The sequence below is a fragment of the Neoroseomonas soli genome (genome assembly GCF_018129065.1).
Lineage (GTDB): Bacteria > Pseudomonadota > Alphaproteobacteria > Acetobacterales > Acetobacteraceae > Neoroseomonas > Neoroseomonas soli.
Genome location: NZ_JAAEDM010000079.1, coordinates 1 through 20,442 on the forward strand (window position 1 = coordinate 1; position 20,442 = coordinate 20,442).

A 20,442-nucleotide genomic window follows, 5' to 3' on the forward strand; every position below is an offset into this window, starting at 1 on the left:
CCGCCACCGCCGCCGCCGCCGCCCGAACCATCCCCGGGCCCGGTCTCGCGCGGGGAGCCGGCGCCTGTCCCGAACCCGGACATCGAGGCGCCGCGCGGAGGTATGGCTGCCCCATCCGCGCGGATCGACCCGGTCCTGATCGACCCCAATGCCCCGCGCGCGGGCGTCGGCAGCACCCCCTACGGCCCGCCGTCCCGCGACGAACGGCTGCTGCGCCAGCCAGGTGCGGGCGCGCGGCTTCGGGTGCCCTTCGGCTACTGATCCCGCGCCCGGAACAGGCGGCGCAGCCGTCCGGCCAGGCCGGGGAACCGCGGAGCCAGAGCGCGCTCCTGCGCCAGCAGCGCGGGATTGCCGGGCAGCGCGGCGAGGCCCTGCTCGACGGCGGCCACCGCCTCCTCCCGCCGCCCGACCACGGCGAGCACCTCGGACAGCCCGACATGGCCTTCCGGCCGCAGTGGATCCTCGGCGACGATGCGGCGGAACAGTTGCTCGGCGCCGGTCGTATCGCCCGAACGCGACAGCAGGCGCGCGAGCCAGGCCTGTACGTCGTGGCTGCCCGGCATGCGGTAGGCCGCCTTTCGGGCGAGGGCGAGGGCCTCCTCGATCTCATTGCGCCGGGCCAGGACGATGCTGAGGCCGTGGAGCGCCTGCCCGGTCGCCGGACGGCGCTGCAGCACCTCGCGGAACACCGTCTCGGCCTCGGGCAGGTAGGCCCGGCCGCCGGCGATCAGCATGTGGCCGAGATGGGTCGTGAGATCGGTCTCGAGCGGAAGTGCGGCATGACCCCGCCGCGCCGCCTCGATCGCCTCGCGGTGGCGCTGCTGCGCGGCGAGCGCCAGGCTGAGACCGATATGCAGGTCCGCGGCCGTCGGCCGTCCGGCCACCGCGCGACGAAAGGCGACCTCGGCCTCGGGCGCGGCGCCGGCATGCAGCAGGATGTGCGCGACCCGTCCGATCAGCCCGGCGCCATCCCCGGCAAGCGCGGCAAGCTGCCGGCAGATCGCGGCCGCCTCCTCGCGGCGGCCTTCCACGGCGAGGCGGTGGGCGCGGTCTGCCATCGCCTCCGTCCGTTCGTTCTCGATCACGCCCGCGGGAATGCCGAGTTCCACGGCGCGGTGCCACAGCCTTTCCGGCAGCCGGGCGTGGCCAAGGCGAAGGGCGGAGCGGCCCATCAGCCGGAACCAGTGGCCCGAGCGTGCCCGTCGCGCCCGCAGGACGGCGTGCATGGCGGCGACGTCGCTGGCCAGCGCCGGGGGCAGGATCTCCGCCAGCGCACCCGAGCCCGCGAGCAGCCAGATGGCAAAATGCCCGACCAGCGGCGTGCGCAGCAGGTGGACCCCGCCGGCCTGGGCCGCCAACTGGGCGTGGTGCCAGTCGGTCGGGTCGTAGGGGTCGGCGAGCACCGTCGTGAACGGCGCGAGGTCTGCCGCCGTCACGGCCATCCCCTGGTGCGGCACGGGCCGGTGGAAGCGGTGGAAGCGCGTGTCCCAGGGCACGTCCGTGGGCGAGATGCTCACCTGCGGCGCGACCGCGATGGCGCCGCCGAGGCCGAGCCGCCGGCCGTGCTTGAGCGCCGCATAGGCCCCCATGCTGTAGCCATAGCCGATGCTGCGCGGCTTCAGCGCCTTGCGCACCGCCGGCGCGGCCGCCTCCACAGAGGCCACGGGAAACCAGTTCTCCCGCTTGGCGACGAAACCAATCGTGTCGAGGTCGAGCTTCTCCGCCGCCTCCCGCCCCCAGAAGGCGTGGCCGGCCGGGCGGAAGGTGAGATCCGCGAAGGTGACGAGCGTGTGATCGGATCTGCCCGGCCGATGCAGCACGAGGATCTCGCGATCCTCGAACAGGACGCTCGACGTCGGTGGCAGCATCAGCGCCGGGCCGCTTCCTCGGGCGTCATCAGCCGCAGCGCGAGGGCGTGCATCCCGGTCGTGAATTCCGCCGCCAGCGCCTCATGGACCGCGCGGGAGCGGGCGACGCGCGACTGCCCCGCGAAGGCGGGGGAGACGACGGCGACGGAATAATGCGTCTCGCCTTCCGGCCGTGCGCCGGCATGGCCGATATGGCGGGTGCTGTCGTCCGTCACCGCCACCTCGGCCGGGGCGAAGGCCGCCTCCAGGGCGGTGCGGATGCGGTCTGCGCGGGTCGGGGTCATGGCCGCTTTTCCGGTCTTTGCGTCACGCTGCCAAGAGGGTGTAACGCGCCTTGCGGGAAGCGCGCGCGCCTCCCATAACGTGCGGATGCCCAGATCTGGCAGCAAGGCCGCGCCGGAGGATGACGGCGGCGGTGCGCCACTGCGCCGCTGCGCCCATCCGGGTTGCACGGAGGCCGGCCTGTTCCGCGCCCCGCGCGACCGGAGCCTGAAGGAGTTCCTTTGGTTCTGCCTGCCCCATGTGCGCGCCTACAATGCCGCCTGGGACTTCTACAAGGGCATGGGCCCGGCCGAAATCGAGGACGCGCTGCGCTCCGACACCGCCTGGCAGCGCCCCTCCTGGCCGCTCGGGCGCCTTGGCGGCCTGGGGCGCTTCGACCCGGACCTGCTGCGCGACCCGTTCAGCGTGCTGGGACAGGAGGCGCCGACGGCGCGCCGGCGCCCGCGCGAGACGACCGAGGCGCCGCCCGAACTGCGCGCCGCGCTCGACCTGCTCGGCCTTTCCTGGCCCCTCGACCAGGCGGAGCTGCGAGCGCGTTACAAGGAGCTGGCCAAGCGCTACCATCCGGACGCGACCGGCGGCGACCGCAGCGCCGAGGAACGCCTGAAGGACATCAACCGCGCCTACAGCCTGCTCAAGCGGCGCGTTCCCGCCCGGGCGCACGCCGCCGCCGAAACGGAGAGCGCCGCCGCCGGGTAGCGGGATCGCCCCGGCGCGCCTAGAATGAACAACGACAGTGACGGAACCGGACTTGAAATGAACAAGGTCGCTCAACTCGCCGAAATCCGCCCCACCTCGGCGATCGAAGCCCCGGACATCAAGGTGAAGGCGCGCGACGCCTTCGGGATCGACATCGACCTCGAGGTGCCGGCCTTCTCGGTGCGCACGGAACACGTGCCCGAGGTGGACAGCACCTACCGCTTCGACAAGGAGACGACGCTCGCGATCGTCGCCGGCTTCGCGTTCAACCGCCGCGTGATGATCCAGGGCTACCACGGCACCGGCAAGTCCACCCACATCGAGCAGGTGGCCGCGCGCCTCAACTGGCCCTGCATCCGCGTCAACCTCGACAGCCACATCAGCCGCATCGACCTGATCGGCAAGGATGCGATCGTGCTGAAGGAAGGCAAGCAGGTCACCGAGTTCCGCGAGGGCATCCTCCCCTGGGCGCTGCAGCACCCCTGCGCGCTGGTGTTCGACGAATACGACGCCGGCCGCCCGGACGTGATGTTCGTGATCCAGCGCGTGCTGGAAGTGGAAGGCAAGCTGACGCTGCTCGACCAGAATCGCGTCATCCGGCCGAACCCCTGGTTCCGCCTGTTCGCCACGGCGAACACGGTGGGCCTTGGCGACACCACGGGCCTCTATCACGGCACGCAGCAGATCAATCAGGGCCAGATGGACCGCTGGTCGATCGTCGCGACGCTCAACTACCTGCCCCACAAGCAGGAGACGGAGATCGTGCTCGCCAAGATGGGCGTCGAGAACGACCCGAAGATGAAGAAGCAGGTGGAGGCGATGGTCGCGCTGGCCGACCTCACCCGCGCCGGCTTCATCGCGGGCGACATCTCGACCGTCATGTCGCCGCGCACCGTCATCACCTGGGCCGAGAACGCGAAGATCTTCGGCGATGTCGGCTTCGCCTTCCGCCTGACCTTCCTCAACAAGTGCGACGAGGCGGAGCGCGCCACGGTGGCCGAGTACTACCAGCGCTGCTTCAACGAGGAAGTCTCGACCGGGCTGCTGCGCAAGGCGGGCTGAAGAAGCCGTGTGCGGGCGGCGGGATGAAGCCGCCCGCGACCACGCAGTAACGCAGTCGGCCGTCCTGATGACGGGGCTCCGCAGCGCCGCTGGCGCGAGGAGCGAAACCCGAATCAGGCCGGCCGCGCCGGAGCGAAGCGGAGGCCAAACGTAATGTCCGGCAAGCAGGACCTGACCAGGCAGGAAGAGTTCAAGCGCGCCACTGCCGGCGCGCTGCGCGCCATCGCGCATGCCGACCCCGAGGTGCAGGTCGCCTTCCAGCCAGGCCCTTCCGGCGTCGCCGGCAAGCGGGTGCGCCTGCCGCTGCCGACCCGCGCCCTGCCGGCGGCCGAGATGGCCAAGCTGCGCGGTGCGGCGGATGCGGCGGCGCTGCGGCTGCGCCACCACGACGAATCCCTGCACGCCCAGCGCGTGCCCGGGAAGCGCGAGGCGCGCGAGGTCTTCGACGCGCTCGAACAGGTGCGCGTCGAGACCGTCGGTTCCAAGCACATGACCGGCGTGGCCGCGAACCTGCGCGCCAAGCTCGCCGAGGAATGCGAGGCCGAAGGCTACGACCGCATGACGCGCAAGGACCAGTTGCCGCTGCCCGCGGCGCTGGGCCTGATCGCGCGCGAACGCCTCACCGGCGAGCCGGCGCCCGAGATCGCGCATCGTGTGCTCGACCTCTGGCGCGACACGCTCGGCCCCAGGGCGGACGAGGCCTTGGCCGAGATGGCCAACGCTGCCGAGGACCAGCTCGCCTACGCCAAGGCCGCCCGCAAGCTGCTGACCGCGCTCGACCTTGCGGAAGCGGAAGTCGAGGCCGAGAGCGAGCAGCAGGACGAGGAAGGCGAGGAAGGCGGCGAGAGCAGCCCCCAGCAGGACCAGTCCGGCGAAGGCCAGTCCCAGTCCGAGCAGGAAGACCAGATGCTCGGCGCCCAGCCCGAGCAGATGCAGGGCGAGGCCTCGGACGAGGAAGGCGAGGAGACCGAGGAGGACGGCGCCGCCGCCGATGGCGACGACAAGCCCGGCGGCCCGCAGCAGCGCCGCGAGGTGCCGCAGATCGACGACACCACGCGCTATCACGCCTTCACGACGCAGTTCGACGAGATCGTCTCCGCCGAGGATCTCTGCGACCCGGACGAGCTGAACCGGCTGCGGCAGCAGCTCGACCAGCAACTGTCCCATCTGCAGGGTGTCGTTTCCAAGCTGGCCAACCGCCTGCAGCGCCGCCTGCTGGCGCAGCAGCAGCGCGCCTGGGAATTCGACCTCGAGGAAGGCATCCTGGACGCCGCCCGCCTGACGCGCGTCGTCACCAACCCGATGCATGCGCTGTCCTACAAGCATGAGCGCGACACCGATTTCCGCGACACCGTCGTCTCCCTGCTGATCGACAATTCCGGGTCGATGCGCGGGCGGCCGATCACGGTGGCGGCGATGTGCTGCGACATCCTCGCGCGCACGCTGGAACGCTGCTCGGTGAAGACCGAGATCCTCGGCTTCACGACGCGCGCCTGGAAGGGCGGGCAGTCGCGCGAACGCTGGGTGCAGGAAGGCAAGCCGCGCAACCCGGGGCGCCTGAACGACCTGCGCCACGTCGTCTACAAGGCGGCGGACGCCCCGTGGCGGCGCGCGCGCAAGAACCTCGGCCTGATGCTGCGCGAGGGGCTGCTCAAGGAAAACATCGACGGCGAGGCGCTGGAATGGGCCTACAAGCGGCTGCTGCCGCGGCCCGAGCACCGGCGCATCCTGATGGTGATCTCCGACGGCGCGCCGGTCGATGACAGCACGCTGTCGGTGAACCCGGGCAACTACCTCGAACGCCACCTGCGCAAGGTGATCCACGAGATCGAAGGCCGGAACCAGGTGGAACTGATCGCCATCGGCATCGGGCACGACGTGACGCGGTACTACCGGCGCGCAGTGACCATCGTGGATGCCGAGGAACTCGGCGGCACGATGATGAAGAAGCTCGCGGAACTCTTCGACGAGGACGCGGCGGAAGCATGGCAGCGCGCGGCGGCGGAACGCGGGCCGCTGGTCGCGTGATGCAGAAGGCGGGGGAGGGAACTCCCCCGCGCCCCCTCCTTCTTCTGTCTGTCACCAAGGCGCGCGGGCGGGACGGGCGCGACCCGGGGCCGAGGTACGGCCGGAGGCCGGTATGCTGACGTCGCGGCGCGCGGTTCTCGCGGCGGGGCTGCTGGCGGGGGGCTGTCTCGCCACGACGGAGGCGCCGAGGCCGGGTTCGGCGGGCACGCCGCTGGCACCGATGCGGCTCACGGGACCACTGCGCAATCTCGGCGGCTTCGAGATCGACAACGCCAGGCTCGGGGCCGGCGGGCTCTCGGGGCTGCACCTCGACGACGATCTCCTCGCCACCATGATCGACGACCGCGGCCGCTGGGCCCAGGCGCGCATCGTGCTGCGGGACGGGCAGGCGGAGGCGCTGGAGCCCGTCGCATCAGGGCCGCTCGGCGATGGGGCGGGCCAGCCCCTGCCCCCGGGCCATGCCGGCGACGCCGAGGCACTGGCTCGCCTGCCCGATGGCACCTGGCTGGTCGGCTTCGAGCGCTGGCACCGCATCCGCGCTTATCGCCGCCTCGACGGCGCCGGCACCTATGTCGAGGCGCCCCCGGGGCTCGATCGCTCACCCTTCAATGCCGGGCTGGAATCGCTGGGCGTCCTGGCCGACGGGCGGCTGCTCGCCATCTCGGAAGGGCTCGCGCCGGACGGTGCCCCTGCCCTGCGCAGCGCCTGGATCGGTGGGCCGGGCCGGTGGGATCGGTTGGCTTGGCGGCCCGCGCCAGGCTTGGTGCCGGTGGACGCCGCCGGGCTGCCCGACGGCGGAGCGCTGGTGCTGGAACGCGGCTTCTCCTGGCTCGGCGGCTTCACCGGCAGGCTGGTGAGCGTGCCGGCGGACGCGATCCGGGCAGCCGCAGCAGACACTGTGCTGGAAGGGGAGGAGATCCTGCGCTTCGACGGCTCCACCGTGCCGGCGGAAAACTACGAGGGCGTCGCCGCCGTGCGGCATGGCGGACGCACCCTCGTCGCGATCGTCGCCGACGACAACCACAGCCCGCTGCAGCGCAGCCTGCTGTTGCTGTTCGAACTGCGCGCGCCCGCCATCGCGGCGCCGCTCGCGGTTCGAGCATGATCACGGGAGCGGCAGGGCGCGATGCGGCTCGTTCCGGACGTCGTGCTGCCGTGCCTGCCCGCGGCCGCGGGGGCGGCGCCGCCATCGTCTGACGCCACCCCGCGAGCGGCACCCGTGGCGCCGGTCGTCGTGGGTGTTCCTTCCGCCAGCGGCAGCGCGGGCATCTTCGTGCCCCATGCGCCGGGTGGGCAGGGCGGCACGCCTTCGCCCGCCCCCGCCGCGACAGCGGCCGTAGCTTGCGGGCAACGCCGCCGCGGGACATCGGCCGTGAGGTCCCGCCCGCGCAATGCGAGGAGCAGATAGGTCGGCTGGCGTGCCGCGCATCGGAGTGCGCGGCGCACCCCGTCGGGTGCCCTTGGCGCGACCGTCAGGCCAGGTAGCTGGAGCAGATCCCGATCAGGCGGAATCACCTGATCGGGTGAAGATGCTCGCGAAGACAATGCCCTGGATCGCGTTTCGTGAGCCGGGACGCATGGAAGCCGATCGAGAGCAGATCCCGATCAGGTGAATCATCTGATCGGGTGAAGATGCTCGCAAGAACAGAGGCCTGGAGCGGTGTTCGTGAGCCGGGGCGAACGGAAACCGCTCTAGGCTGGCTCGCCTTCCACCGGCAGTCCGCCGCAGGCGCGCATGAAGACGAGCACATCGCGCGCGGCCTGCTTCACCGCCGCCTCGTCCGTGCCCTTGGCGACCACCGCCACGCCGCCGCCGCCCGTGCGGTAATAGGGGTAGGAGCCGATATCGACCTCGGGGTAGCGCTTCTGGATGTCCGCGAGGCCCTCGGCGATGCGGCCTTCCATCAGCCCGTTGGCGTGCACGGCGGCGGAGACCACGGGCGGGCCGCCTTGCAGCTTCGGGGCCAGCGACTCGAACATCGCCTGCATGATGCGCGGCACCCCAGCCATGACGTGGACATTGCCCATGGTGAAGCCGGGCGCGATGGAGATGATGTTGTCGATCAGTTCCGCCCCGCGCGGCATCGTCGCCATGCGCTGCCGCGCGGGGTTGAAGTCGCCGGGCGGGGTCTGGCGCGCATAGTGGGATTCCAGCCGCCGCCAGGCTTCGGGATGCGCTTCCCAGGGCACGCCGAAGGCCTCGGCGACGCATTCGCTGGTGATGTCGTCATGCGTCGGGCCGATGCCGCCGGTGGTGAAGACGTGGTCGAACTTCGCCCGCGCCTCGTTGACGGTATCGACGATGGTCTCGCGGACATCGGGGATGACCCGCACCTCGCGCAGCGGGATGCCGATCTCGCCCAGGCGCGTGGCGATGAACTTCAGGTTGGCGTCCTGCGTCCGGCCCGACAGCACTTCGTTGCCGATGATGAGCAGACAGGCAGTCGGGTTGGGCATGATGGCGTCCTCCGCCGCGCAGGATAGGCGGCTGTCGCCTGCGCACAATGGCGCCCGACACGAACCGCTGACGACGGTACTCCTCGCGGACGCCCCCTGCGGCCCGAGGCAGGGCCGCGGGCATCACGACAGGAGGCCACGATGACCATGCGCGGGCGCACCCTGCGGCCCGTGGCAGAGCCGCGGGCCGGGAGCGCAAAGCGCGACCGCGCCCAGACCATCCGTCGCGTCCCGTGCACCAGTGCACGGCGCGCAAGCCAAGCCCGCGGATGCGGGCGCCGGCGTCTGGGGCAAGGGAACGCCTACAAAAAATCCCGCAACAACGCGACGAGCGGCCTGTCGGCCGGCGGCATCGCGTAGTCCGCGAGGCGCTGCGGCCGCACCCAGGCCAGCGCCTGGCCCTCCATCGCCGTCACGTTCCCCTGCCAACGGCGGCAGAGGTAGAGCGGCATCAGCAGGTGGAAGGACTCGTAGCCGTGGGAAGCGAAGGCGAAGGGCGCGAGACAGGCCTCGGTCACGTCGATGCCGAGTTCTTCCTTCAATTCGCGGATCAGGGCGCGTTCCGGCGTCTCGCCCTGGTGCACCTTGCCGCCCGGGAATTCCCATAGCCCGGCGAGCGGCTTGCCTTCGGGCCGGCGGGCCAGCAGCACGCGGTTGTCCGGGTCGATCAGCCCCACGGCGGCGACCAGCACGATCGGCTTGCCGTCCGGCACGGCCTCCGGCGCCTCGGCGGGGAGCGCGGCCGGTGGGGGGGCGAAGTCCGCACGCCCGGCCTCGAACAGCCGCACCGGCATGGCGCCGCCACGGGAGAGGAAATCCTGCGCGCCCCTCCCCGTCTCGCGAAAGGCGATGCGCGTCAGCACGGCGGCGGAGCGAGCGTTGTCGGTCAGTGCGCTCGCCGTCAGGCGATCGATGTCGAGGTTGGCCAGCGCCCAGCGTGAAAGCCGCCCTGCGGCCTCCGGCGCGATCCCCTGCCCCCAGTGGCGCCGACCGACCCAATAGCCGAGTTCGGCGGTGCGGTCCTCGGCGTCCAGCGTCAGGCCGACGCAGCCGACCAGCACGTCGTCCTCCCGCCGCGCGATGGCGAGGTGGTAGGCCTCCCCCGCGGCGATGCGCTCGGCGGTGGAGGCGATCCACTCGTCCGCCAGGTCGCGCGGGTAGGGGAAGGGCACGCGGGCGAGGGTCTTCGCCACCTCCCAATCGTTCACCAGGCGATGGAGTTCCGCCGCATCCGCCGCGCGCAGCGGGCGCAGCAGGAAGCGCTCGGTGGCGAGCGGCTCGAAGGCGGTCACGGAGTCGGGCATCGGGCCGCCAGGAACGGCGAGGCCGCCCCCCGCGTCAAGGCTTCCGCGCCACCAGCAATACGAACATCGGGGAGGCGTTGCGCGGGAACGGCAGCAGCGCCGAGGCCACCCGCCCCAGCGCGAAGGACGCCGCCAGTGCCGCGTACCAGGACCGCCGCGCGGCGAACCACGGCCCCTCCGGCCGCGCCTTGATCGGCGAGAGCCGCCCCATCCAGTGGATCAGTGGCTGGGCAGCGACGGGCGGGAGGGGGCGGACATCCTCCACCGCCAGGCCCAGCCGGTCCGCCAGCGCCTGCATCGCCCCCGCATTCCACCAGGACAGGTGATGCGGCGGCGCGTTGAAGACGAAGTCCGGGATCGCCGTCATGGCGGAGGGCCAGAGCGGCGCGCCGAGCATCAGCACCCCGCCCGGCTTCAGGCAGCGCACCATGTCGGCGGCCATCCGCAACGGGTCGGCGACGTGCTCGATGACCTGGAAGGCGCAGGCGGCGTCGTAGGTGCCCGCGTTCCGCGCCGTGTGGTCAGCCAGGCTCTCCGCCCGCACATCCGCCTTCGGGTCCGCGTAGGCGCCGGGATTGGGGTCCAGCCCGACATAGCCGGCGCCGGGGATGAAGCGCGCGAAGGCGCCCGCGCCGGCGCCCACCTCCAGCACGGCGTCGCCCGGCCGGATGCGGGCGGCGGCGTGCGGGTATTCGGCGCGGTCGCGCCCGGCCGCCCGCACCCGCCCGCCGGCATCGAGGCGACGGTAGAGCGCCTCATAGAAGGCGCCGTCGCCTTCCTCGGCAGGGGCGAAGAAGACGAGGCCGCAGGGGGCGCGCCAGATGCCTATGCGCCCTTCAGGCCGCGGCGTTGGCTCGACACCGAAGGAACGGCGCCACAGGCCGCGCAGCAGGCCGGCCGAGACCTCCTGCACCAGTTCGGCAGGCTCGCCGGTGATGGGACAGATGCCGGGCGTCACGCCGCGGCGCCGGGGGTGTGGCGGCGCAGCACGCGCACCTCCTCCGGCCCCAGCACTTCGTATTCCACGTGGCGCCAGCGGATGATGCGGGTGCGCGCACTGGTCCAGAACAGCGCGGCGACAGCGGGCGCGGTGATCGGCGCCAGCGCCCCCAGCGCCCCCTGCGCCACCCGCGCCACCATGCCTTCGCGGATGCCGACGGCGCGCGTGACACGGTCGTGCAGCAGCGCCCGCAGCGCACCCACGGCCATCACGCCCGCCAGGAACCACCACGCCGTCGCGCTGCCCGCCAGCGCGACCAGCAGCAGCGGCAGCGCCAGTGCCTCCGCATGCAGCGCCAGGCCGAGCCACACCCACAGCGACGGCACATAGACCCGCACGATCTGCAACTGCCGCTTCTTGAAGGCGATCGCCTCGCGGTCGCCGCCCTCGGGCGGGGTCGGCAGCAGCACCGCGCGGCGCGTCAGCACCCGCAGGCCGAGCGCCCTCGCCCGCCGGCTGATGGCGCCGTCGGTAGAAAAGGTGCGGCCCAGCGCATCCGCGAGGTCCATTCGCGCCAACGCATCGCGCGAAATCGCCACCGACCCGCCCCACACCAGCCCCGAGGCCAGGAATCGCGGCCCCAGCGCCAGCGAGCGATCGAGCCAGGCCACGACATGCCGCCCCGGCCCCGCGCCATCCAGCGCATGCCAGCGATAGCCCGTCACGACATCCGCCGCGCCGTTCAGCGCCGGCGTCGCCAGCCAGGAGAGCCAAGTGTCCTGCGGCAGGATATCCGCATCGAGCAGCACCAGCGCGTCATCCCGCGCATCCACGCGCGCCAGCGCGGCGATCATGTTCGTCGCCTTCTGGCTGCGCGTGTCGTCCACGCCTGCGACGACGATCTCGATCGGGAAGGGCAGCAGGTGTTCGAGTTCCCGCACCTGGGCATGGGCAGGGTCGGCGGCCGACTCCACCGCCACCAGCATCCGGCGCGGCCGCAGCGTCTGGCGCGCGAGCGCGGCGAACAGGGGCGGCAAGCCTGCCGTGCGGCCGGTGACGGCCAGCAGCAGCGACACCTGGCCCTCGGCGGCCACGGCCGGGGGGCGGAAGAAGCGCAGGAACCAGACGACGCCGGCCAGCCAGGCGAGCGTCGCCAGCAAGGAGATCGTGCCGAGGAGGATGGTCACGGGTGGCCTCGGAGAGGGGCGCCGCCCCTCTCCTCACGGCGAAGCAGTGCTTCGCCCCCCGCCAAGGGCTTAAGGCCCTTGGAACCCTCGACTTGGTCGGGGTTTCGGGGAGGGGGCATCACGGGTGCCCCCAACATCGCCGGCGCGCCATGCCCCCTCCCCGAAACCCCGATGAAAACCGGTTTCCAAAGGCCTTTCGGCCTTTGGCGGGTGGGGTACGGGGAGGGCAGCGCCCTCCCCGTAGCCGGCCGAGCCCGCACTAGCTCCGATACGACCCGTTGATGTCGATGTAGCCGTGGGTCAGGTCGCAGGTCCAAACCGTGGCCTTGCCCTTCCCGAGCCCGATATCGACGGTGATCTCCACCTCGCGCCCCTTCATGTGGGCGACAACCGGCGTCTCGTCGTAGCCGTCCACCACGCCGCCGTCCCGCGCCATCCAGACGCCGCCCACGGCGATGGAGAGCAGGTCGCGGTCGGCCGGCTCGCCCGACTTGCCGACCGCCATGACGATGCGGCCCCAGTTCGCGTCCTCGCCGGCGATGGCGGTCTTCACCAGCGGGGAATTGGCGATGCACATCGCGATCTTGTGCGCCGAGCGCGCCGTGGTGGCGCCCGTCACGTCGATGCGGATCAGCTTCTGCGCGCCCTCCCCGTCGCGGGCGACCATCAGCGCGAGGTCCATCAGCACCTCGTTCAGCGCGCGGGCGAAGTCCTTGAGGACCGCGCCGCCTTCCGCCGGCACGCGCGGATGCTTCGCCGCGCCGGTGGCGAAGAGCAACACGGTGTCCGAGGTCGAGGTGTCGGAATCCACCGTCACGCAATTGAAGGACTTGTCGCAGCCCTTCTTCAGCAGCGCCTGCAAGGCGGCGGCCGGGATCTTCGCGTCGGTGGCGAGGAAAGAGAGCATCGTCGCCATGTCCGGCGCGATCATGCCCGAGCCCTTGGCGATGCCGGCGATGGTCACCGTGGTCTCACCGATCGTCGCCGTGCGCACCGCGCCCTTGGCGAAGGTGTCGGTGGTCATGATGGCGCGGGCGGCGTGGCCGAAGCCGTCCTCGGCCACCGCCTCGAACACCGCCGGCAGGGCGCCGACCAGCTTCTCGGTCGGCAGGCGTTCCCCGATCACGCCGGTGGAAGCGAGGAAGACCTCCTTCGGCTTGCAGCCGAGCAGTTCGGCGGCGGCAGCGGCCGTCTTCACGCAGGTCTCGCGCCCGGCCTTGCCGGTGAAGACGTTGGAATTGCCCGAGGTGACGACCAGGCCGCGCGCCTTGCCGCCCTTGAGCGCGGCGCGGGACCATTCCACCGGCGCGCCGGGGCAGCGGTTCTTGGTGAACACGCCGGCGACGGTGGTGCCGGCCGGGAAGGCCATGGCCATCACGTCCTCGCGCGCGCGGTAGCGGATCTCCGCCATGCCGGTGGCGACGCGCACGCCCGGCACGGGCGGCAGTTCCGGCAGCGGCAGGGCGAGGGGAGAGACGGGATAGGCCATGGGCGCGTCCTTGCTTCTTGCTTGAGGCGTGTCGTCAGCGCCGGATCGGCGCGGCAGGGCGGGCGGGCGGGGCGGCAGGGGCCGGCGGCTCGGCGGAGTCCGTCGGGCGCGGCGCGGAACCGTCCAGGTTGAAACGCTCGATGCGCGCCTCGCCACGGGCGCGTTCCACCGCGGCGGAGACTTCCGCCTCCAGGAGCTGCTGGCGGATGGCGCTGCTCACTTCCTCGAAGGGCGGGGCGGCGGCGCGGCGGCGGTCCTCGACCTTGATGACGTGCCAGCCGAAGGGGGAACGGACCGGGTTCTCGCTGATCTGCCCGGCCTGGAGGGTGAAGGCGGCCTCGGCGAATTCGGGCACCATGTCGCCGCGGCGGAAGAAGCCGAGGTCGCCCCCTTCCCGCGCTCCGGGCCCTGTCGAGCGGCGCTGCGCCACCTCGGTGAAGTCGGCGCCGCCGCGGACCTCGGCCAGCGCGGCGCGGGCCTCGGATTCGGTCGGCACCAGGATGTGACGGGCGCGGACCTCGTCCTCGGCCGGGCGATTCGCCACGTCCCGGTCGTAGCGGGCGCGGATGGCGGCATCGGTGACGCGGGAGGCGATCTCGCGGGTCAGCCAGGCCTGCTGGAGTTCCTGCTCCTCGGCGCGGCGGATGCGGGCGCGGACCTCCTCGTCCCGGTCCAGCCCGGCGCGGCGGGCGGCGGCGGTCACGGCGCGGCCGGCGATGATCTGGTCCAGCAGCAGGGGATAGAGCATCTGCGTCGGGGCGCCGCGCAGTTCCTCGGGCAGGTCCCGCGTCGCCGCGGCGAGGTCGGAGAGCAGGATCGGCTCCCCGTCCACCCGGGCCACCACCGGATCCCCCGGCGGCGTCGCCGGCACCGGCTGGGCCTGCAGCGCCGTCGCGGCACAGAGAGCGACCGCCAGGGCAAAGCCCGCGCGAAGGTTGGGGGCGGGGCGAAAGCGCTGCGTCATGGGGCCTCGGGGTCCGGGGAAGGCCCGGAAGATGGCGGAAGCCTCATTCACCGACAAGGCGCAGGGGCCGGCGGCGTTGACCGGCCCTGCCCGCCCGCCTATCTCTGCCGGGGCCGCGCCGCGCCCCGTGTCCTGACCGGAATGGTCCGGCCGGGGGCGGCGCGTTCCGAGTCCGCGCCCCGCTTTCCTGGCCGGGGCGTGCTCGACCGGGCAGCCCGCCCGACGGAGACCGACGCCCCTTATGTTCGCCCGCCTCGCCGCCGCCATCTTCGGCACCTCCAACGACCGCGCGCTGAAGCGCTTCCAGTCGCGGGTGCCGGCCATCAATGCGCTCGAGCCGACGATGCAGGCGCTCTCGGACGAGGCGTTGGCCAACCAGACCGTGCTGTTCCGCGAGCGCCTCGCGAAGGGCGAGACGCTGGACGACCTCCTGCCCGAGGCCTTCGCCGCGGTGCGCGAAGCGTCCCGCCGCGTGCTCGGCCTGCGTCACTTCGACGTGCAGATGATCGGCGGCATGGTGCTCCATGAGGGCAGGATCGCCGAGATGAAGACCGGCGAAGGCAAGACGCTGGTCGCCACCCTGCCCGTGTACCTCAACGCCCTGCCGGCCAAGGGCGTGCATGTCGTGACGGTGAACGACTACCTCGCCACCCGCGACGCGGAGTGGATGGGCAAGCTGTACCGCTTCCTGGGCCTGACGGTCGGGACCATCGTGCACGGGCTGACGGACGAGGAGCGTCGCAACTCCTACGCCTGCGACATCACCTACGGCACCAACAACGAGTACGGCTTCGACTACCTGCGCGACAACATGAAGTACCGGCTGGAGGACATGGTCCAGCGGGACTTCGCCTACGCCATCGTGGACGAGGTGGACTCGATCCTGGTGGACGAGGCGCGCACGCCGCTGATCATCTCCGGCCCGTCCGAGGATTCCTCCGACCTCTACCGCAAGGCGGACGAGGTGGTGAAGGTCCTGGTGGAGGACCCGGAGACCTACGAGAAGGACGAGAAGCAGCGCGCCGTCTCGCTGACGGAAGCCGGCAGCGAGCGCATCGAGCAGATGCTCAAGGATGCCGGGCTGCTGACCGAGGGCGACCTCTACGACATCCACAACGTCACGCTGGTGCACCATGTGAACCAGTCGGTGCGCGCGCACACGCTGTTCAAGCGCGACGTCGAGTACGTGGTCCGCAACGACAAGATCGTGATCATCGACGAGTTCACCGGCCGCATGATGGAAGGCCGGCGCTACTCGGACGGGCTGCACCAGGCGCTGGAGGCGAAGGAACACGTCACCGTCCAGCCGGAGAACCAGACGCTCGCCTCCATCACCTTCCAGAACTACTTCCGCCTCTATCCGAAGCTGTCCGGCATGACCGGCACGGCGGCGACCGAGGCCGACGAATTCGCCGAGATCTACAAGCTGGACGTGGTGGAGATCCCGACCAACGTGCCGGTGGCGCGGCTGGACGAGGACGACGAGGTCTATCGGAGCGCCGCCGAGAAGTACGAGGCGGTCGCCGTGCTGATCGCCGAGGCGCGGGACCGCGGCCAGCCCTGCCTCGTCGGCACCACCAGCATCGAGAAGTCGGAACTGATCTCCGAGTTGCTGAAGAAGAAGAATGTCCCGCACCAGGTGCTGAACGCCCGCTACCACGAGCAGGAGGCCGGCATCGTCGCGCAGGCGGGCCGCCCGGGCGCGGTGACGATCGCGACCAACATGGCCGGCCGCGGCACCGACATCCAGCTCGGCGGCAATTACGAGATGCTGGCGCGCCAGGAAGCCGGCACCAACGAAGGCGAGGCCTACGAGGCCGCGGTGGTGAAGCACAAGGCCGAGGTCGAGGCGCTGCGCCCGGCGGTGAAGGAAGCCGGTGGCCTTTTCGTCATCGGCACCGAGCGGCATGAATCGCGGCGCATCGACAACCAGCTCCGCGGCCGCTCGGGCCGCCAGGGCGATCCGGGCGCCAGCCGCTTCTTCCTTTCCCTCGAAGACGACCTGATGCGCATCTTCGGGTCCGACCGCATGGGCGGGATGCTGACGAAGCTCGGCCTCAAGGAAGGCGAGGCGATCGTCCATCCCTGGATCAACAAGGCGCTCGAGAAGGCGCAGAAGAAGGTCGAGGCGCGCAACTTCGACATGCGCAAGAACCTTCTCAAGTACGACGACGTCATGAACGACCAGCGCAAGGAGGTGTACTCCCAGCGCCGCGCCTTCATGACGGCGGACGACGTCGCCGAGACCATCCAGGAGATGCGCCGCGAGACGATCGCAGACCTCGTCGCCCGCTGCATCCCCGAGAACGCCTATCCCGAGCAATGGGACCTCGAGACCCTGCAGCGCCAGGTGCAGGACGTGCTCAACCTCGACGTGCCGGTCGCCGAATGGGCGCGCGAGGAAGGCATCGACGACGACATCGTGCGCGAGCGGCTGGAGGAGGCGGCGGACCGTTCCTACGCCTCCCGCGCGGCCAATGTCGGCCCCGAGATCATGCGGCAGATCGAGAAGTCCCTGCTGCTGCAGGTCTTCGACCAGGTGTGGAAGGAACACCTGCTGGCGCTCGACCACCTGCGCCAGGGCATCGGCCTGCGCGCCTACGGCCAGCGCGACCCGCTGAACGAGTACAAGAGCGAGGCCTTCACCCTCTTCAACGGCATGCTGCACGACCTGCGCGAGCGCGTGACGTCGCTGCTGCTGCGCATCGAGCTGCACCCCGAGGCGCCCCCGCCCTCGCCGGAGGGCATCGGCTTCCTCGACATGCGCCACCCCGACCCGGCCATGGCCGCCGCCGAGCTCGAGATGGCCGAGGGCGGCACCGGCTACGAGCCCGTGCCGATGGCGATCGGCACGGCGGCACCGCGGGCGATGGCGCAGGGGGTGGATCCGAACGATCCCTCGACCTGGCACCGCACGCCGCGCAATGCCCCCTGCCCCTGCGGGTCGGGGAAGAAGTTCAAGGCCTGCCACGGTCGGGCGTGAGGACGGCGCTCGCCGGCCTCGGCCTCGTTGCGGCGCTGGTCGCGCCGGGGACGGCCGCGGCGCATTGGGAATACGCGCGCTGGGGCATGAGCCCGCAGCAGGTGGTCACCGCCTCGCGCGGGGCCGTGCGGGCCCTGCCGGCCGGCGAACGGCGGCCGGTGCCAGCCGCGCGCATGGAGTACCGCGCGGCGGGGGAATTCCGTTCCGGCACGCTGCGCCTGTCGGTCGCCTTCGCCTTCGATGCGCGCAATGGCGGCCTGGTCTGCGTCTCGGCGCGGGCCGATGCCGATCAGGGGCCGGCCTTGCGCGCGCGGCTGGAACGCCTTTTCGGCGCACCGCAGGAACGCGGGCGGGACCCGGTGACGGGGATGGAATCCTACGGCTGGAGCCGGCCGGACGAGATCGACCTCCAGCTCGGGCCCGGGCAGCCGACGGTCCTGCTGCATTGCGCCCGCGGGGTGTGACCCGCGCCGGCTGAAGGGCCGCGGCCGGCGGCGCCGGCTATTCGCTCGGCGACAGCGTCTTGATCAGGTCGAAGACGCGCTTGCGGACGGACGCATCGGTGATGCGGTAGTAGGCGCGGACCAGTTCGAGCGTTTCCCGCCGGTGCAGCGTGTCGTCCTCGAAGCCTTCCTGCCCTTCGGCGAAACCAAAGGCGGCGGCGCGCGACCGGGTGGCGGCATTGCCGCCGAGCTCGGGCGACATGTCATCGAAGAAGAAGCCGATCGGCACGTCCAGCACACGGGCGAGGTCGAACAGGCGGCTCGCGCCGATGCGGTTCACGCCGCGCTCATACTTCTGGATCTGCTGGAACGTCAGGCCAAGCGCCTCGCCCAGCTTCTCCTGGCTCATGCCGAGCAGGGTGCGACGCAGGCGAACGCGGGAGCCGACATGCACGTCGATCGGGCTGGCCCGATGCTCGCGCTCCACGCGCTCAAGGGTGTCCTCGCTCGGCATCAGGTCCTCCGCAGTCCGAAGATTCATGCCCGTCGCTTGCCGCCGGCAGTAGGCGCGCGACCGGCCCGCCTTCGATGTCCAACGGATAGGCGGGTCTTCATACTTCGTCAACTCTTTTTCTTATTCTCGGAATTTGAGACGATCCATAGGCGGCGGTTCAAGCGCCGCCTCCCTCATGGCGATCGTTATTCCGGCCTTTCCACCACCCAGAAGCGAAGACGACGATGGCGAGGAATCCCGCAATTGTGATCCCGAAGCGCGAAAAGGGCGTCGGTTCCCGCGCGGCGGGCAAGGGCGCCATCAGCACCCCGGTCTCACCCAGTCCGGTGCGAGCGACCTCCCGTCCTCGCGCGTCGAACACGGCCGAGACGCCCGTCTGCGCGGCCCGCGCGAGGGGCAGCCCCTCCTCCACCGCCCGCAGCCGTGCCGCCGCCAGGTGCTGCCAGGGTCCGGCGGAGATGCCGAACCAGGCATCGTTGGTGACGTTCACCAGCCACTGTGGCCTTTCCCGCGGCACCACCGCGGCCGGAAAGATGACCTCGTAACAGATCAGCGCCCCGAAGGGCGGCACCCAGCCGGCGCGCACCGACCGCAATTCCTCCCCGGCCGTGAAGTCCATGCCGCCCTGGACGATCCGAACCGGCAGCAGCCCGGACAGCGGCATGTATTCACCAAAGGGCACGAGGTGCACCTTGTCTGTGACCCCGCGCACCTCGCCCGCCGGGTCCACGGCAACCAGGCTGTTGAACACCCGCCGTGCCCGCCGGTCGGGGCCGAACTCCGCCCGCACCGTGCCGGTGAGCAGCATCGCCCGCTGCGGCAGCGCGCCGGCGATCAGGTGGCGAACCTCCGGATCGTCGGCCACCAGGAAGGGCACCGCGGTCTCCGGCCAGATGACGACCAGGTTGTGGTCTTCGGGCAGTTCGCGCAGCGCGGCGAGCGCCGCTTCCCGCGTGCCCTCGATGTAGCGGCGCAGGATGGGGATGCGCTGGTCCTCACGCCACTTCACCTCCTGTGCGACATTGCCCTGCACGATCAGGAGGCCGACGGGCTGCGGCGGCGGCTCCGCCGGCCAGAGCCGCGCCAGGCCGAACAGCCCGAAGCCCGCCAGCGCCGCGGCCCCCCCCAGCATCGCCCGCCGCCCGAGCAGCGGCGTCGAGGCGATGAGGACCGTCGCCAGCGACAGGCCGTGCACCCCGATCCAGGCCGCCGCCTGCACCGGCAGCGCCCCGAAGGCCCAGACCGTGCCGAGCAGGTTCCACGGGAAGCCCGTGAAGGCCCAGCCGCGCAGCATCTCGAACAGCACCCAGGCGCCGCCGAAGACCAGCACCCGGGGCCAGCCCGCCCGTGCCTTCCAGGCGAGTGCCGCCGGCCCCGCCACGAACAGCGCCAGCGGCAGTGCCAGCGCCGGCACCGCGATCGGCACCAGCCACCAGAAGCGTTCCACCTCCGTCAGGATCGCATGGGTGATCCAGTACAGACCCGCGGCGAAATGCCCCCAGCCCCAGACGAAGCCGATCCAGAAGGCGCGCTTCCAGGTCCCGGCCGCGCCCACCAGCACCAACAGCCCCGGGATCGCGAGCAGCAACACCGGGACGGCATGGATCGGCGGCATGGCCAGGGCCCCCAGGGCACCGAGCCCGCCCGCCGTGACCCACAGGCGCCAACCCCTCCGGCTGGTGAGATGCCCGAGCAACCTTTCCCACATGCGCGATGGTCCTGAATGGCAAGGCATGCTTATGGCCGGTAAAGGCGCGCGCCGGGAGAGCCCTGCCCCTCCCGCCACCAGGTATCGGGTTCCGAGGGCCTTTCGGCCCTCGGCGGGGGGTGAAGGGGGGCGGCGCCCCCCTTCGGCTTGCACCACGCAGGGCCCAGTCACAGGGTTGGACGACGACGGAGGACAACGGTCATGCGCATCGCAATTCTCGGCGCCGGCGCCATCGGCCCGGCCTCGGCGGCGCTGGCCGTGAGCCGGGGGCACGACGCCGTGCTGTGGTCGCCTTCGGGGGCGGGGACGCGCGGGCTCGACGGCGCGCTGCACGCGGAAGGCGTGCTCGAGGGCGCCTTTCCCGTCGCCGTCGCGACGACCCTCGATGACGCCTTCGCGGGCGCCGACGCCGCGCTGCTCGCCGTGCCGACCTACGCGCTGCCGGCGCTGCTGCCGCGCATCGCCGCCGCCATCCCGCGCGCGCTGCCGCTGCTGATCGCTCCGGCCGCTTCCC

Annotated in this window: 17 protein-coding genes and 1 pseudogene; 8 read left to right on the forward strand and 10 right to left on the reverse strand. The window is 71.6% G+C overall.

Annotated features, from left to right (window positions below):
* Positions 1–261: pseudogene (locus tag GXW76_RS20705) on the forward strand (hypothetical protein); the annotation flags it as partial.
* Here the strand turns inward: GXW76_RS20705 and GXW76_RS20710 are convergent.
* Both GXW76_RS20710 and GXW76_RS20715 read right to left on the reverse strand, forming a co-directional pair.
* Complete coding sequence (locus tag GXW76_RS20710) at positions 255–1,868, reverse strand: tetratricopeptide repeat protein (protein ID WP_211864004.1); 1,614 nt, start codon at positions 1,866–1,868, stop codon at positions 255–257. The pseudogene GXW76_RS20705 and the gene GXW76_RS20710 overlap by 7 nt on opposite strands.
* Positions 1,868–2,152, reverse strand: a complete 285-nt coding sequence (locus tag GXW76_RS20715; protein ID WP_211864005.1) for a BolA family protein — start codon at positions 2,150–2,152, stop codon at positions 1,868–1,870. The genes GXW76_RS20710 and GXW76_RS20715 overlap by 1 nt, the downstream gene beginning before the upstream one ends.
* 85 nt (positions 2,153–2,237) lie before the next feature.
* On the opposite strand from GXW76_RS20715, the gene GXW76_RS20720 reads away from it, so the two are divergent.
* The 4 genes from GXW76_RS20720 (at position 2,238) to GXW76_RS20735 (ending at position 7,044) form a co-directional block, all read left to right on the forward strand.
* On the forward strand, positions 2,238–2,849 hold the full coding sequence (locus GXW76_RS20720) for a J domain-containing protein (RefSeq protein ID WP_211864006.1): 612 nt from the start codon (positions 2,238–2,240) through the stop codon (positions 2,847–2,849).
* Positions 2,850–2,906: 57 nt separating this feature from the next.
* Complete coding sequence (gene cobS / locus GXW76_RS20725; RefSeq protein WP_211864007.1) at positions 2,907–3,911, forward strand: cobaltochelatase subunit CobS; 1,005 nt, start codon at positions 2,907–2,909, stop codon at positions 3,909–3,911.
* A 153-nt stretch (positions 3,912–4,064) separates the two neighbouring features.
* Positions 4,065–5,939, forward strand: coding sequence for a cobaltochelatase subunit CobT (cobT, locus tag GXW76_RS20730; RefSeq protein WP_211864008.1), 1,875 nt, complete (start codon positions 4,065–4,067; stop codon positions 5,937–5,939).
* A 112-nt stretch (positions 5,940–6,051) separates the two neighbouring features.
* Positions 6,052–7,044 carry an esterase-like activity of phytase family protein gene (locus tag GXW76_RS20735; protein ID WP_211864009.1) on the forward strand — a complete coding sequence of 331 codons (993 nt, stop codon included), beginning with the start codon at positions 6,052–6,054 and terminating at the stop codon, positions 7,042–7,044.
* Between the two features lie 587 nt (positions 7,045–7,631).
* Here the strand turns inward: GXW76_RS20735 and GXW76_RS20740 are convergent.
* From GXW76_RS20740 to GXW76_RS20765, 6 genes are all read right to left on the reverse strand, one after another.
* The gene (locus GXW76_RS20740) at positions 7,632–8,396 is read right to left on the reverse strand and encodes a competence/damage-inducible protein A (protein ID WP_211864010.1); all 765 of its coding nucleotides are present in this window, start codon (positions 8,394–8,396) and stop codon (positions 7,632–7,634) included.
* 302 nt (positions 8,397–8,698) lie between these two features.
* The gene (locus GXW76_RS20745; RefSeq protein ID WP_211864011.1) at positions 8,699–9,700 is read right to left on the reverse strand and encodes a bifunctional GNAT family N-acetyltransferase/(deoxy)nucleoside triphosphate pyrophosphohydrolase; all 1,002 of its coding nucleotides are present in this window, start codon (positions 9,698–9,700) and stop codon (positions 8,699–8,701) included.
* A 34-nt stretch (positions 9,701–9,734) separates the two neighbouring features.
* Positions 9,735–10,658 (reverse strand): class I SAM-dependent methyltransferase, encoded by a 924-nt coding sequence (locus GXW76_RS20750; RefSeq protein WP_211864012.1) that lies wholly within the window; start codon positions 10,656–10,658, stop codon positions 9,735–9,737.
* The gene (locus tag GXW76_RS20755) at positions 10,655–11,827 is read right to left on the reverse strand and encodes a glycosyltransferase (RefSeq protein ID WP_211864013.1); all 1,173 of its coding nucleotides are present in this window, start codon (positions 11,825–11,827) and stop codon (positions 10,655–10,657) included. Before GXW76_RS20755 ends, GXW76_RS20750 begins: the two co-directional genes overlap by 4 nt.
* 259 nt (positions 11,828–12,086) lie before the next feature.
* Positions 12,087–13,316 (reverse strand): bifunctional glutamate N-acetyltransferase/amino-acid acetyltransferase ArgJ, encoded by a 1,230-nt coding sequence (argJ, locus tag GXW76_RS20760; protein WP_211864014.1) that lies wholly within the window; start codon positions 13,314–13,316, stop codon positions 12,087–12,089.
* A gap of 34 nt (positions 13,317–13,350) precedes the next feature.
* Positions 13,351–14,280 carry a peptidylprolyl isomerase gene (locus tag GXW76_RS20765; protein ID WP_211864015.1) on the reverse strand — a complete coding sequence of 310 codons (930 nt, stop codon included), beginning with the start codon at positions 14,278–14,280 and terminating at the stop codon, positions 13,351–13,353.
* A gap of 241 nt (positions 14,281–14,521) precedes the next feature.
* Here GXW76_RS20765 and secA point away from each other — a divergent pair, with 241 nt between their 5' ends.
* Both secA and GXW76_RS20775 read left to right on the forward strand, forming a co-directional pair.
* Entirely contained in the window at positions 14,522–17,263 is a 2,742-nt protein-coding gene (secA, locus tag GXW76_RS20770) for a preprotein translocase subunit SecA (protein ID WP_211864016.1), read from the forward strand.
* Positions 17,260–17,727 (forward strand): hypothetical protein, encoded by a 468-nt coding sequence (locus GXW76_RS20775; RefSeq protein ID WP_211864017.1) that lies wholly within the window; start codon positions 17,260–17,262, stop codon positions 17,725–17,727. Before secA ends, GXW76_RS20775 begins: the two co-directional genes overlap by 4 nt.
* A gap of 37 nt (positions 17,728–17,764) precedes the next feature.
* Here GXW76_RS20775 and GXW76_RS20780 read toward each other — a convergent pair whose 3' ends face one another.
* Both GXW76_RS20780 and lnt read right to left on the reverse strand, forming a co-directional pair.
* The gene (locus GXW76_RS20780; protein WP_211864020.1) at positions 17,765–18,220 is read right to left on the reverse strand and encodes a helix-turn-helix domain-containing protein; all 456 of its coding nucleotides are present in this window, start codon (positions 18,218–18,220) and stop codon (positions 17,765–17,767) included.
* Between the two features lie 157 nt (positions 18,221–18,377).
* A complete protein-coding gene (gene lnt, locus GXW76_RS20785; protein WP_211864018.1) occupies positions 18,378–19,928 on the reverse strand; it encodes an apolipoprotein N-acyltransferase in 1,551 nt (516 codons plus the stop codon).
* Between the two features lie 201 nt (positions 19,929–20,129).
* Here lnt and GXW76_RS20790 point away from each other — a divergent pair.
* A partial coding sequence (locus GXW76_RS20790; protein WP_211864019.1) for an NAD(P)-binding domain-containing protein occupies positions 20,130–20,442 on the forward strand: 313 nt, incomplete at its 3' end.